Origin of the sequence: Roseateles sp. (assembly GCF_047654785.1) — a bacterium.
GTDB lineage: Bacteria > Pseudomonadota > Gammaproteobacteria > Burkholderiales > Burkholderiaceae_C > Pelomonas.
The window spans coordinates 1,025,218-1,037,206 of sequence record NZ_JASGKQ010000003.1 but is presented as its reverse complement, the minus strand read 5'-3'; the positions used below and the strand labels follow the sequence as shown (position 1 = coordinate 1,037,206).

The 11,989-nt window shown below is 69.5% G+C and carries 12 protein-coding genes and 2 tRNA genes; 6 read left to right on the top strand and 8 right to left on the bottom strand.

Translation table 11 applies throughout. From position 1 onward, the window contains the following. The first annotated feature begins 109 nt into the window (after nucleotides 1–109). Nucleotides 110–1,123: a LacI family DNA-binding transcriptional regulator gene (locus QM788_RS13920; protein ID WP_415662062.1), complete on the top strand. Its 1,014-nt coding sequence runs from the start codon at nucleotides 110–112 to the stop codon at nucleotides 1,121–1,123. Between the two features lie 93 nt (nucleotides 1,124–1,216). Here the strand turns inward: QM788_RS13920 and QM788_RS13915 are convergent. The 4 genes from QM788_RS13915 to lgt form a co-directional block, all read right to left on the bottom strand. Beyond that, nucleotides 1,217–1,291, bottom strand: a tRNA-Val gene (locus QM788_RS13915). A gap of 47 nt (nucleotides 1,292–1,338) precedes the next feature. Beyond that, nucleotides 1,339–1,413 (bottom strand) — tRNA-Val (locus QM788_RS13910). Between the two features lie 43 nt (nucleotides 1,414–1,456). After that, the gene (gene dnaQ / locus QM788_RS13905) at nucleotides 1,457–2,188 is read right to left on the bottom strand and encodes a DNA polymerase III subunit epsilon (RefSeq protein ID WP_415662061.1); all 732 of its coding nucleotides are present in this window, start codon (nucleotides 2,186–2,188) and stop codon (nucleotides 1,457–1,459) included. Between the two features lie 4 nt (nucleotides 2,189–2,192). Then, the gene (gene lgt / locus QM788_RS13900) at nucleotides 2,193–3,005 is read right to left on the bottom strand and encodes a prolipoprotein diacylglyceryl transferase (RefSeq protein ID WP_415662060.1); all 813 of its coding nucleotides are present in this window, start codon (nucleotides 3,003–3,005) and stop codon (nucleotides 2,193–2,195) included. A 195-nt stretch (nucleotides 3,006–3,200) separates the two neighbouring features. Between lgt and QM788_RS13895 the strand changes: the two genes are divergently transcribed. Together QM788_RS13895 and QM788_RS13890 are read left to right on the top strand one after the other, a co-directional pair. After that, nucleotides 3,201–3,533: a hypothetical protein gene (locus QM788_RS13895; RefSeq protein WP_415662059.1), complete on the top strand. Its 333-nt coding sequence runs from the start codon at nucleotides 3,201–3,203 to the stop codon at nucleotides 3,531–3,533. Nucleotides 3,534–3,549: 16 nt separating this feature from the next. Then, a complete protein-coding gene (locus QM788_RS13890) occupies nucleotides 3,550–4,107 on the top strand; it encodes a hypothetical protein (protein WP_415662058.1) in 558 nt (185 codons plus the stop codon). Nucleotides 4,108–4,137: 30 nt separating this feature from the next. On the opposite strand, the gene QM788_RS13885 is transcribed toward QM788_RS13890, so the two are convergent. Continuing rightward, nucleotides 4,138–4,398: a TIGR04438 family Trp-rich protein gene (locus QM788_RS13885; RefSeq protein ID WP_415662057.1), complete on the bottom strand. Its 261-nt coding sequence runs from the start codon at nucleotides 4,396–4,398 to the stop codon at nucleotides 4,138–4,140. 60 nt (nucleotides 4,399–4,458) lie between these two features. Here QM788_RS13885 and QM788_RS13880 point away from each other — a divergent pair, with 60 nt between their 5' ends. After that, nucleotides 4,459–4,758, top strand: a complete 300-nt coding sequence (locus tag QM788_RS13880; RefSeq protein ID WP_415662056.1) for a c-type cytochrome — start codon at nucleotides 4,459–4,461, stop codon at nucleotides 4,756–4,758. Nucleotides 4,759–4,879: 121 nt separating this feature from the next. Here the strand turns inward: QM788_RS13880 and acs are convergent, their stop codons facing one another. Beyond that, entirely contained in the window at nucleotides 4,880–6,841 is a 1,962-nt protein-coding gene (gene acs, locus QM788_RS13875) for an acetate--CoA ligase (protein WP_415662055.1), read from the bottom strand. 120 nt (nucleotides 6,842–6,961) lie between these two features. On the opposite strand from acs, the gene QM788_RS13870 reads away from it, so the two are divergent. Further along, nucleotides 6,962–7,591 (top strand): TIGR00645 family protein, encoded by a 630-nt coding sequence (locus QM788_RS13870; protein WP_415662054.1) that lies wholly within the window; start codon nucleotides 6,962–6,964, stop codon nucleotides 7,589–7,591. 28 nt (nucleotides 7,592–7,619) lie between these two features. Here the strand turns inward: QM788_RS13870 and fumC are convergent, their stop codons facing one another. After that, nucleotides 7,620–9,005, bottom strand: a complete 1,386-nt coding sequence (fumC, locus tag QM788_RS13865; RefSeq protein WP_415662053.1) for a class II fumarate hydratase — start codon at nucleotides 9,003–9,005, stop codon at nucleotides 7,620–7,622. Nucleotides 9,006–9,124: 119 nt separating this feature from the next. On the opposite strand from fumC, the gene QM788_RS13860 reads away from it, so the two are divergent. Then, the gene (locus QM788_RS13860) at nucleotides 9,125–10,669 is read left to right on the top strand and encodes a fumarate hydratase (protein ID WP_415662052.1); all 1,545 of its coding nucleotides are present in this window, start codon (nucleotides 9,125–9,127) and stop codon (nucleotides 10,667–10,669) included. A 21-nt stretch (nucleotides 10,670–10,690) separates the two neighbouring features. Here the strand turns inward: QM788_RS13860 and QM788_RS13855 are convergent, their stop codons facing one another. Continuing rightward, nucleotides 10,691–11,971 (bottom strand): mechanosensitive ion channel family protein, encoded by a 1,281-nt coding sequence (locus QM788_RS13855; protein WP_415662051.1) that lies wholly within the window; start codon nucleotides 11,969–11,971, stop codon nucleotides 10,691–10,693. Between the last annotated feature and the right edge of the window lie 18 nt (nucleotides 11,972–11,989).

Here is an 11,989-nt window from a genome sequence, read left to right as displayed (position 1 = left end):
GCGGCGGATGCCAGCGCTAACATGGCTCGATGGTGAAGCTCAGCCGCCGCCGGCACAAACGACAAATGCGCCGTTGCTTGCTCGGTTTTCATTGCCGGTGCGGCAAGACATGAGCCGTCGCCGCACCGAGAGGCCGACGCTTGCCGACGTGGCCGCGCTGTGCGGCATGTCCACGATCACGGTGTCGCGCTACTTCCGCGAACCGCAGCGCGTGGCGCCCGACGCGAGCGAGCGCATCCGCACCGCCGTCGAACGGCTCAACTACGTGCCCAATCTGGCAGCCGGCGGCCTGGCCTCGGCCCGCAGCCGCGTGGTGGCCATGGTGGTGCCCAACATCTCCGGACCCATCTTTGCGCCCATGCTGCAAGCGCTGTCGGACGGCCTGGCCGAGCACGGCCTGCAGTTGCTGCTGGCCTCCAGCTACTTCTCGATGGACGCCGAGGAGCGTGCCGTGCGCGCCTTCCTGGGCTGGAACCCCGCGGCCCTGGTGCTGACGAGCCGCTTCCACACTGCCGCCACCGAGCGCCTGATTGCCGGCGCCTCGCAGCCGGTCATCGAGACCTGGGACCTTGACCCTGGTCGCGCGCCCTACCAGGTGGGCTTCTCGCACCGCCAAGTGGGTCGGGACGCCGCGCGCTACCTGCTGGACCGGGGACACCGCCGGATCGGCTTCGTGCACAACAGCGCCGCGGGCGACCTGAGCGCGCAGGAGCGCTTTGCCGGCCATGCCGAAGTCATGCAGGCTGCCGGCCTCCCGGCCTGGGGTTACAACCCGACGGCTGCCGACCCCATGCAGGCCGGCGCCCAGGCGCTGGAGGCGCTGCTGGCCCGCAAGCGACAGCGGCCCGAGGCGCTGGTCTTTGCCAACGACAACCTGGCCTGCGGCGCCATCCTGGCGGCACAGCGCCGCAGCCTGAGCCTGCCGCAGGACGTGGCGATCTTCGGCTTCGGCGACTACGCCTTCGCCGACAAGCTGCTGCCCAGCCTCAGCACCACCCGGCCGCCGGCGCGCGAGATGGGGCAGGCCGTGGTGGACATCGTCGTGCGCCTGCAAGCAGCAGAGGAAGGCATCGCCCGCAGGGTGGAACTGGCGTGCGAGGTCGTGGGCCGGGAGAGCGCCTGAAGCGTCACCGCTCAGGGGCAAAGCCTGCAAGCCAGCGCTGCCGGAAACGAAAAACCCGGCGCAAGAAAACCTTGCACCGGGTTCGTGTCGTGCTGGTGGGCGGTGCAGGGTTCGAACCTGCGACCCCTGCCGTGTGAAGGCAGTGCTCTACCGCTGAGCTAACCGCCCGGCAACTGCGGAAATCCGTGCGTGGTGCATTCAGGTCACCAGAGGCCTGGTGGGCGGTGCAGGGTTCGAACCTGCGACCCCTGCCGTGTGAAGGCAGTGCTCTACCGCTGAGCTAACCGCCCTGAATGCGCCGACGTCTCAAGCCGTCGTCCGGGAAGCCCGCGATTATGCCATGGATTGCGGCGCCGGCTCCAGCTTGCGCCACTGGCAGGCGCCGCCCGAGGCCTTGTCGAGGTCGGCCAGCAGCGTCGCGTGGGCCGCCCGCTCGGCGTCGCTCGCGCGCAGCACGGGCAACTCGATGCGGCTCAGGTCCACGGCCTCGAAGGCGGCCAGCGCATCGCCGCCGCCGGTGTCGCCGTGGTCGTCCATCAGCAGCGCGTCCTGGCCGCGCGTCAGGCGGATGTAGACGTCGGCCAGCAGCTCCGCGTCCAGCAGCGCGCCGTGCAGCACGCGCTTGGTGTTGTCCACCTCGAGCCGGCGGCACAGCGCGTCCAGCGAGTTGGCCTTGCCGGGGAAGAGGTCACGCGCCATCAGCAGCGTGTCGCACACGCCAGCCACGTGGTCGGTCAGCACACCGCGCTTCAGGCGCCGCAGCTCGGCATTGACGAAGCCGATGTCGAACGGCGCGTTGTGGATGACGAGCTCGGCGCCGGCCAGGAAGTCCAGCAGCCGGTCGGCGATCTCGGCGAACTTGGGCTTGTCCGCCAGGAAAGCTTCGGTCAGGCCGTGCACCCGCAGCGCTTCTTCATGGCTGGCGCGCTCGGGGTTGATGTAGAGGTGCAGGTTGTTGCCGGTGAGCTGGCGGTTGACCATCTCCACGCAGCCGATCTCGATGATGCGGTCGCCCTTGTCGGCGTCCAGGCCGGTGGTCTCGGTGTCGAAGAAGACTTGTCTCATCGCGTCAGCCCACCGGCCTTTGGTTGCGCCGGGTGGCCCAGGCGAAGATGGCGGCGCCGGCCAGGATCATGGGCAGGCTCAGCCACTGGCCCTGGCTCCAGTTCAGCGCGCGCAGGCCCAGGAAGTCGTCCGGCTCGCGGAAGTACTCGGCCACGAAGCGGAACACGCCGTAGCCCATCATGAAGAGGCCGCTGATCTGCCCCGTCGCGCGCGGCTTGCGGGCGTACAGCCACAGGATGACGAACAGCAGCAGGCCCTCGCCCGCCGCCTGATAGAGCTGCGAAGGATGGCGGGCGATGCCGCCGTCGCCCGCCTGCGGGAACACCATCGCCCAGGGCAGGCCGGGCGAGGCCTCGCGGCCCCACAGCTCGCCGTTGACGAAATTGCCCAGCCGCACGGCCATGATGCCCGTGGGCACGCAGGGGGCGATCAGGTCCGACACCTCGAAGAAGCCGCGCCCGCGGCGCCGGCCGAACCACCACAGCGCGAACAGCACGCCCAGCAGCCCGCCGTGGAAGGACATGCCGCCCTTCCAGACGGCGAAGACCTCGGCCAGGTGGTGCAGGTAGTAGTCGGGCTTGTAGAACAGGCAGTAGCCCAGCCGGCCGCCGAGCACGACACCCAGCACGCCGTAGAACAGCACGTCGTCCACGTCCTGCCGGGTCCAGCCGACGGCGGCGTGCTGCGGCAGCCGCACGCGGCGGCCGGCCAGCCACAGGAACAGCCCGAAGGCGATCAGGTAGGTGATGCCGTACCAGTGGATGGCCAGCGGGCCGAGGCGGACGGCGATGGGGTCGAACTGGGGATGAACCAGCATGGCTCGGGAGGAAGCGAAGCGGCCGGCATCATAGCCACCGCGCTCCTGCCCGGCCCGCGCCGCCCGCAACGGTCCACAAACCAGAGGATGCCGGCCCGTCTGATCGGGACCAGCATCCGGCCAGCGGCCGCCGCGCATGCTCGAAAGGGGCGCACGCATGCCGCCGACGCCCTCTCTTCTGCAGGCGGAGGTTCCATGAAGACCAGCGACATCCCGGGCCTTGCATTCGCCGCGATGGCCATCGCCGGCACGGCCGTGGCCGGCGACCTGCGCCCCGCCTTCAACCTGCCCAGCCAGCGCGAAGCGCCCCAGAGCCTCGGCCGGCCGGCTCCGCAGCCGGCCGTGCCGGACGCCTACTATCAGCAGTTCGAAAAGCAGGCGCAGAAGCTCTCGCCCCAGGACGCCTCGCGCCTGCGCGCGCGTTTCGTCCAGAGTGCGAAAGCGGCGGAGCTGCGCGGCGCGCTGGCGGAAAAGCAGCACTACGACCGCCTGCTGCGCGTCCTGTCCGCAAACGCAAACCCCCAGTAGCACCGGGAGACGCCCCATGAAGTGCCTGCTTGCCATCGGCGCCCTCGCCTTGGCCTTCTTTGCGCCGCTGCCGGTCCAGGCCGGCAGCGACGATCCCGTGGCGCGCTACGCCGAACAGGCGGCCGAGGTCCTCCAGGTCAGCACCCCAGCCGCCGAGCCGGCCGCGCTGGACCCTCGCGACAAGGCCTATGCCGACTACAAGGCGGCCGAAAGCGACCGCAACTTCAAGATCATGCTGGTCGTCAGCCTGGTCGCCATCCTGTTCCTGATGTTCCTGCTCTACATGACGTCGCACGGCCACCAGCGCCTGACCGACCTGAGCGGCCGGGACATCATGCGCGCCGGGGTGGTCACCTTCGTCGGCTATGGCGGCGTCGTGATGGCCCTGGCCATGCCGCAGTCCGAAACGCTGACCGGCGTGATCGGCCTGCTGAGCGCCATCGTCGGCTATGTGTTCGGCAGGGCCGGCGGCGACGACAGGGAGCGGCTGGCGCTGGCCGTCAGCACCCGCGACACGCCGGCCGGCCCGCACCCGGCGGCCCGGGCCGCCGGCGCCGAAGCCGGCGCGCCGTAGGCTGGCGCCACAACCGCTGCCCCGCTCGCGTCAGCGGCGTTTCCTGGGGCCCGGCCGCGCCTGGCCCAGCGCCTCCATCTGCTGCTCGCGCCGGGCGGCCTTCTTGGCGTCCTGGGCCTCCATCGCGCGCCGCTGGGTGAGGCCGGTCTTGTCCGACCACCACCACCACAGCAGCGCCAGCGGGAACGGCGACAGCACCAGGGACCAGGCCCAGAAATCGTCCTTGTGGAACTGCACCCAGCCCCCAAGTCTCAACACGATGAAGAGCACGCCGATCAACACGAATGCCATGCGGCATCTCCTTCAGGTATCTTTCTGCCCACTGTAGTTGCAACGACCGGAAAGGTTTCAATGAAAGCCCTGATCCTCAGCCTCGCCCTGATCGCCCCCGCCGCCGCCATGGCGAACCAGGAGCTGGCACAGAAGAAGAACTGCATGGCCTGCCACGCCATCGACAAGAAGCTGGTCGGCCCGTCCTACAAGGACGTCTCCGCCAAGTACGCCAAGGACAAGGACGCCGCCAAGAAGCTGGCCGACAAGATCGTCAAGGGCGGCTCCGGTGTCTGGGGCCCGGTGCCGATGCCCGCCAACACGCAGGTGACGCCGGCCGAGGCGCAGACGCTGGCCAAGTGGGTGCTGACGGTCAAGTAAGGCCGTCCCCCCCCTTCTGCACACGACAGGCCCTGACGGGCCTGTTTGTTGTGCGACGCCAAAGGGAAAGGCCGCCTGAGCGGCGGCCTTTCCGCAGGGTGCCCGCGTGCGGGCCGCTGAATCAGTAGGCCTGGCCCAGTTGCTCCAGGATGGCCGGGTTCTCCAGCGTCGAGGTGTCCTGCGTCACCGACTCGCCCTTGGCCACCGAGCGCAGCAGCCGGCGCATGATCTTGCCGGAGCGGGTCTTGGGCAGGTTGTCGCCGAAGCGGATGTCCTTGGGCTTGGCGATCGGGCCGATCTCGCGGGCCACGTGGTCGCGCAGCTGCTTGGCGATGGCCTTGGCCTCCTCGCCGCTGGGGCGCGGGCGCTTGAGCACGACGAAGGCGCAGATGGCCTCGCCGGTGGTGTCGTCCGGGCGGCCCACCACCGCGGCCTCGGCCACCAGCTCGGTGCAGCCGACCAGCGCCGACTCGATCTCCATCGTGCCCATGCGGTGGCCGGAGACGTTCAGCACGTCGTCGATGCGGCCGGTGATCGTGAAGTAGCCCGTCTCGGCGTCGCGGATGGCGCCGTCGCCGGCCAGGTAGTAGCCCTTCAGCTCGGACGGGTAGTAGCTCTTCTTGAAGCGCTCCGGGTCGCCGTAGATGGTGCGGATCATGCTGGGCCAGGGCTTCTTGACGACCAGGATGCCGCCCTGGCCGTTAGGCACGTCGTTGCCGGTCTCGTCGACGATGGCCGCCGTGATGCCCGGGAAGGGCAGCGTGCAGGAGCCGGGCACCAGCGTCGTCACGCCGGGCAGCGGCGTGATCATGTGGCCGCCGGTCTCGGTCTGCCAGAAGGTGTCGACGATGGGGCAGCGGCCGCCGCCGACGTTGGCGTGGTACCACTCCCAGGCGGCCGGGTTGATCGGCTCGCCGACCGAGCCGAGCAGGCGCAGGCTGGACAGGTCGAAGCGCTTCGGATGCACGGCCTCGTTGCTCTCGGCCGCCTTGATCAGCGAGCGGATCGCCGTCGGCGCCGTGTAGAAGATCGTGACCTTGTGCTTCTCGATCATCTGCCAGAAGCGGCCGGCGTCCGGGTAGGTGGGCACGCCCTCGAAGACGATCTCGGTGCCGCCCAGCGCCAGCGGGCCGTAGGTGATGTAGGTGTGGCCGGTGACCCAGCCGATGTCGGCGGTGCACCAGAAGATGTCGCCGTCCTTCAGGTCGAAGGTCCATTTGGTGGTCAGCGCCGCGTGCAGCAGGTAGCCGCCGCTGCTGTGCTGCACGCCCTTGGGCTTGCCGGTGGAGCCCGAGGTGTAGAGCAGGAACAGCGGGTGCTCGGCCTCCACCCACTCGGGCGGGCAGCTGGTGGATTCGGCGGCCATCAGCTCGTGCAGCCACAGGTCGCGGCCCTCGACCCAGCCGATCTTGCCGCCGGTGCGCTGGTAGACGATGACGTCCTTCAGCGTCGGGCAGGCACCGCCGTCCAGCGCCTCGTCGACGATGGCCTTCAGCGGCAGCGCCTTGCCGCCGCGCATCTGCTCGTCGGCGCAGATCAGCGCGACGGCGCCGGCATCCTGCACGCGGTCGCGCAGCGACTGCGCCGAGAAGCCGCCGAACACGACCGAGTGCGTCGCGCCGATGCGCGCGCAGGCCTGCATGGCCACCACGCCCTCGACCGACATCGGCATGTAGATGACGACGCGGTCGCCCTTCTTGATGCCGCGCGCCTTCAGCGCATTGGCGAGTTGGCTGACGCGGGCCAGCAACTCGGCGTAGCTGACCTTCGTGACCGTGCCGTCGTCGGCCTCGAAGATCAGCGCGGTGCGCTCGCCCTTGCCGGCCTCGACGTGGCGGTCCAGGCAGTTGTAGGAGACGTTGAGCTTGCCGTCCTCGAACCACTTGAAGAACGGCGCATCGCTGTCGTTCAGCGTCTTCGTGAACGGCGTCTGCCAGCTCAGCAGCTCGCGGGCCAGGCGGGCCCAGTAGCCGGCGTAATCGGCCTCGGCCTCGGCCACCAGGGCCGCGTAGCCCGCTTCGCCCTTCACGTGGGCGTTGGCAAGCCATTCGGGGCTGGGCGCGTAGGTGTTGGGCGTGCTCATGGGTCGGTCTCCTGGTGTTTTGTTGGCGCGGACTGTGCTGGCGGCGTCTGACGAAGCCCTGACGGCGTGACGTCATTCACGCCACCTAGAATTTCGGGCAATTCTGATCGCTCCGCCACCATGTCCAACGCGCCGCTACGCCCCCTGCCCCGCCTGATCTTCGCCAGCCGCTGGCTGCAGATGCCGCTGTACCTCGGCCTCATCCTGGCCCAGGCCGTCTACGTCTTCCAGTTCTGGACCGAGCTGGTCCATCTCATCGAGGCCGCGTTCGGCGACCAGCACGCGCTGGAAATGCTGGTCAAGAGCATCGGCTACAAGGCCGCCGCCATCAAGGACACGGCCGGCACCATCATCGGCTACGAGCCCATCGCCAAGCTCAACGAGACCATCCTGATGCTGGTGGTGCTCGGCCTGATCGACGTGGTGATGATCTCCAACCTGCTGATCATGGTGATCGTCGGCGGCTACGAGACCTTCGTGTCGCGCATGGACCTGGAAGGCCACCCCGACCAGCCCGAGTGGCTGGGCCACGTGAACGCCTCGGTGCTGAAGGTGAAGCTGGGCCTGTCCATCATCGGCATCAGCTCCATCCACCTGCTGAAGACCTTCATCAACGCCGACAACTACACCGAGAAGACGCTGATGTGGCAGACGCTGATCCACATCGCCTTCCTGCTGTCGGCCATGGCGATCGCCTACACCGACCGCCTGCTGGCCCAGCCGGCCCACCACGGCGGCGACAAGCACTGAGCCGCCGCGGCGGCGGCGGGCGGCGCGCTCAACGCCCGACCATGCGCCCCGGCACCACCCAGGCGTCGAACTGCTCGGCCGTCACATGGCCGAGCGCCAGCGCGGCCTCGCGCAGGCTGCTGCCGTCGTGGTGCGCCTTCTTGGCGATCTGCGCGGCCTTGTCGTAGCCGATGTGGGTGTTCAGCGCGGTGACCAGCATCAGCGAGCGCGCCACCAGTTCCTCGATGCGGGCCTTGTTCGGCTCGATGCCGACGGCGCAGTGCCGGTCGAAGCTGGCCATGCCGTCCGCCAGCAGCCGCACGCTCTGCAGGAAGTTGTGGATGACCATCGGCCGGAACACGTTCAGCTCGAAGTTGCCGGACATGCCGCCGATGTTGATGGCCACGTCGTTGCCCATCACCTGCGCGGCCAGCATGGTCACCGCCTCGCTCTGCGTCGGGTTGACCTTGCCCGGCATGATGGACGAGCCCGGCTCGTTCTCCGGGATGCCGATCTCGCCGATGCCGCTGCGCGGGCCGCTGGCCAGCCAGCGCACGTCGTTGGCGATCTTGTTCAGGCTGGCGGCCAGCGTCTTCAGCGCGCCGTGGGCGTGGACCAGCGCGTCGCAGGAGGCCAGCGCCTCGAACTTGTTCGGCGCCGTCACGAAGGGGTGGCCGGTCAGCCGCGCCAGCTCCGCGGCCACGGCCTCGGCATAGCCCTTGGGCGCGTTCAGCCCGGTGCCGACGGCCGTGCCGCCCAGCGCCAGCTCGTGCAGATGCGGCAGCGCGGCCAGCACGTGGCGCTCGCCGTGCGCCAGCTGCGCGACCCAGCCGGAGATTTCCTGCCCCAGCGTCAGCGGCGTCGCGTCCTGCAGGTGGGTGCGGCCGATCTTGACGATGTGGTCGAAGGCCTCGGCCTTGGCCTGCAGCGTCGCCCGCAGCGCGCGCAGCGGCGGCAGCAGCCGCTCCACCAGCGCCTGCACGGCGGCGACGTGCATCGCGGTCGGGAACACGTCGTTGCTGCTCTGGCTGCGGTTCACGTCGTCGTTGGGATGGACGAGGCGGCCTTCGCCGCGCTCGCCGCCCAGCAGCTCGCTGGCACGGTTGGCCAGCACCTCGTTGACGTTCATGTTGGTCTGCGTGCCCGAGCCGGTCTGCCAGACCACCAGCGGGAACTCGCCCGGGTGCTGCCCGGCGATGACCTCGTCGGCCGCCTTGACGATGGCCTCGGTCTTCGTCGCGTCCTGCAGCCCCAGCGCGTGGTTGACGACGGCCGACGCGCGCTTGACCTGCGCCAGCGCGCGGATCAGCTCGGGCGGCTGGCGCTCGCCGGAGATGTCGAAGTTCTGCAGCGAGCGCTGCGTCTGCGCGCCCCACAGCTTGTCGGCCGGCACGTCGATGGGGCCGAAGGTGTCGCGTTCGATGCGGATGCTCATGGGGTCGTGGCGGGCTGGGAATGGGGCCGCCAGCATAGCCAGATGAGAACCGTTCCCATCGCTAGTCCCTCGATAATTTACGGGTTTGCCCCCTCCGACCTCGCCCACGGGACCGCCCCATGACCACCACCACGATCCGCCAGCAAGACCTCATCGACAGCGTCGCCGCCGCGCTGCAGTACATCAGCTACTACCACCCGGCCGACTACATCGCCCACCTGGCCCGCGCCTACGAGAGCGAGGCCTCGCCGGCGGCCAGGGACGCGATCGCGCAGATCCTGACCAACAGCCGCATGTGCGCGGAAGGCCGCCGGCCGATCTGCCAGGACACCGGCATCGTCAACGTCTTCCTGAAGATCGGCATGGACGTGCGCTGGGAAGGCTTCACCGGCAGCCTCGAGGACGCCATCAACGAAGGCGTGCGCCAGGGCTACAACAACCCCGACAACAAGCTGCGCGCCAGCGTGCTGGACGACCCGATCTTTGCGCGCAAGAACACCAGGGACAACACGCCCGCCGTCGTGCAGATGGAGGTGGTGCCGGGCAACACCGTGGACGTGATCGTCGCGGCCAAGGGCGGCGGCAGCGAGAACAAGAGCAAGGTCTACATGCTCAACCCCAGCGACGACATCGTCGACTGGGTGCTCAAGACCGTGCCGACCATGGGCGCGGGCTGGTGTCCGCCGGGCATGCTGGGCATCGGCGTCGGCGGCACGGCCGAGAAGGCCGCGCTGCTCGCCAAGCAGGCGCTGATGGAAGACATCGACATGTACGAGCTGCTGCAGCGCGGCCCTAGAACCAAGCTCGAAGAGTTGCGCATCGAGCTGTACGAGAAGGTCAACGCGCTGGGCATCGGCGCGCAGGGCCTGGGCGGGCTGACCACCGTGCTGGACGTGAAGATCAAGACCTTCCCGACCCACGCCGCCAGCAAGCCGATCGCGATGATCCCGAACTGCGCGGCCACGCGCCATGCGCACTTCGTGCTGGACGGCAGCGGCCCCAGCTACATCGAGCCGCCGAGCCTGGACCTGTGGCCCGACGTCAACTGGGCGCCCGACTACAACAAGAGCCGCCGCGTCGACCTGAACGCGCTGACGCCGGCCGAGGTGGCCAGCTGGAAGCCCGGCGACACGCTGCTGCTGAACGGCAAGATGCTGACCGGCCGCGACGCCGCGCACAAGCGCATCCAGGACATGCTGGCCAAGGGCGAGCCGCTGCCGGTGGACTTCACGAACCGCGTCATCTACTACGTCGGCCCGGTGGACCCGGTGCGCGACGAAGTCGTCGGCCCGGCCGGCCCGACCACCGCGACGCGCATGGACAAGTTCACCGACATGATGCTGGCCAAGACCGGCCTGATCGCGATGGTCGGCAAGGCCGAGCGCGGCCCGGTCGCCATCGAGTCGATCAGGAAGCACAAGAGCGCCTACCTGATGGCCGTCGGCGGCGCGGCCTACCTGGTCAGCAAGGCGATCAAGGGCGCGCAGGTCGTCGGCTTCGCGGACCTGGGCATGGAGGCCATCTACGAGTTCGACGTGGTGGACATGCCCGTCACCGTGGCCGTGGACGCCAGCGGCACCAGCGCCCACATCACCGGCCCGGCCGAGTGGCAGCAGCGCATCGCGGCCGGCAAGCCGGTGGGCGTTCCGGTCGCGGCGGCGTGACGCCAGCCAGCAGGCGGCGCCCTACCCCGCCGCCTTCGGCTGCCTTTGCACCTGCTGCGGGTACGGGATCTCCACCCCCAACGCCTTCAGCGTGCGCCAGATCGCCAGGTTGACGTCCGACTTGACGCCGCCGCTGCCGTTCTCGGGGTGGGTGATCCAGTACTGCACGGTCAGCTCCAGGCCGTTGTCGGCGAAGCGGGTCAGCTGCACCGCCGGGCCGGGGTCGGCGCGCAGCACGCGCGGCACCTCGGCCACGGCGGCGGTCAGCGCCGCCATGACCTGATCGAGGTCGCAGTCGTAGTCCACCTGCACCAGCGTGGACTGCAGCGCCCGCGGGCCGTCCAGCGAGAAGTTCTCGACGCGCTGCGTGATCAGCATCTCGTTGGGCACGATGGCGTCGCGGCCGCCCGAGCGGATCACGGTGAAGCGCGTCTTGATGTCCGTCACCCGGCCCTCGAAGCCGTCCACCTTGACCATGTCGCCGATGCGCAGGCTGCGCTCGGCCAGGATGACGAAGCCGCTCACATAGTTGGCCGCCAGCTTCTGCAGGCCGAAGCCCAGGCCCACGCCCAGCGCGCCGCCGAGCACGCCCAGCGCCGTCAGGTCGATGCCCGCGGCCGACAGCGCGAACAGCAGGCCGATGAACAGCAGCAGCGCGCGCACCGCGTTGGCGGCGATCTTGCGCATGGACAGGTCCAGCGTCGCCCGCTTCAGCAGCTGCGCCTCCAGCGCCGCCGACAGCCACAGCGCCCCCACCAGCACCAGCACCGAGGTCAGCCCGCCTTCGATGAGGTTGCGCAGCGTCAGCCGCACGGTGCCGAACTTCCAGCCGATGTCGTCCAGCTCGTCCAGCATGACCGGCAGCAGGCCGGTGATCCACAGCACCGCGCCCAGCCACATCAGCCACGAGCCGGCGGTCTGGAACACCTTGATGGCCTGCGAATCGGGCCAGGCCGCCGCCAGCACGCGGGCGACGACGCGGATCAGCGCCAGCGACACCAGCAGCGGCAGCACCAGCTTGAACACCGCCGGCGCGATGCCCCACAGCGGCAGCAGCCGCCGCGCGGCGAAGGCGAAGACCATCGCCAGCAGCGGGAACAGCGCGCCATCGACCACCCACTCGCCGACCAGCACGCTCTGGCGGTGGCGCGGCACCGCGCGCGCCAGCAGGCCGCTGAACAGGCCGGCCAGCAGCAGGCAGCCGAGCAGCAGCAGCCATTCGCTGCCGGCGCTGGCGTCGAAGGCGCGCGCCAGCAGCGCCCGCAGTTCGTCCAGGGTCAGGGGGCGGTGGATGGGCGTCATCGGCCGCCCCGCCCCGCG

What these genes read in the sequence shown, in the direction of transcription:
- QM788_RS13920 (WP_415662062.1), top strand. Translation starts at nt 110, where the DNA reads ATGAGCCGTCGCCGCACCGAGAGGCCGACGCTTGCCGACGTGGCCGCG.
- dnaQ (WP_415662061.1), bottom strand. Translation starts at nt 2,188, where the DNA reads ATGAGACAAGTCTTCTTCGACACCGAGACCACCGGCCTGGACGCCGAC.
- lgt (WP_415662060.1), bottom strand. Translation starts at nt 3,005, where the DNA reads ATGCTGGTTCATCCCCAGTTCGACCCCATCGCCGTCCGCCTCGGCCCG.
- QM788_RS13895 (WP_415662059.1), top strand. Translation starts at nt 3,201, where the DNA reads ATGAAGACCAGCGACATCCCGGGCCTTGCATTCGCCGCGATGGCCATC.
- QM788_RS13890 (WP_415662058.1), top strand. Translation starts at nt 3,550, where the DNA reads ATGAAGTGCCTGCTTGCCATCGGCGCCCTCGCCTTGGCCTTCTTTGCG.
- QM788_RS13885 (WP_415662057.1), bottom strand. Translation starts at nt 4,398, where the DNA reads ATGGCATTCGTGTTGATCGGCGTGCTCTTCATCGTGTTGAGACTTGGG.
- QM788_RS13880 (WP_415662056.1), top strand. Translation starts at nt 4,459, where the DNA reads ATGAAAGCCCTGATCCTCAGCCTCGCCCTGATCGCCCCCGCCGCCGCC.
- acs (WP_415662055.1), bottom strand. Translation starts at nt 6,841, where the DNA reads ATGAGCACGCCCAACACCTACGCGCCCAGCCCCGAATGGCTTGCCAAC.
- QM788_RS13870 (WP_415662054.1), top strand. Translation starts at nt 6,962, where the DNA reads ATGTCCAACGCGCCGCTACGCCCCCTGCCCCGCCTGATCTTCGCCAGC.
- fumC (WP_415662053.1), bottom strand. Translation starts at nt 9,005, where the DNA reads ATGAGCATCCGCATCGAACGCGACACCTTCGGCCCCATCGACGTGCCG.
- QM788_RS13860 (WP_415662052.1), top strand. Translation starts at nt 9,125, where the DNA reads ATGACCACCACCACGATCCGCCAGCAAGACCTCATCGACAGCGTCGCC.
- QM788_RS13855 (WP_415662051.1), bottom strand. Translation starts at nt 11,971, where the DNA reads ATGACGCCCATCCACCGCCCCCTGACCCTGGACGAACTGCGGGCGCTG.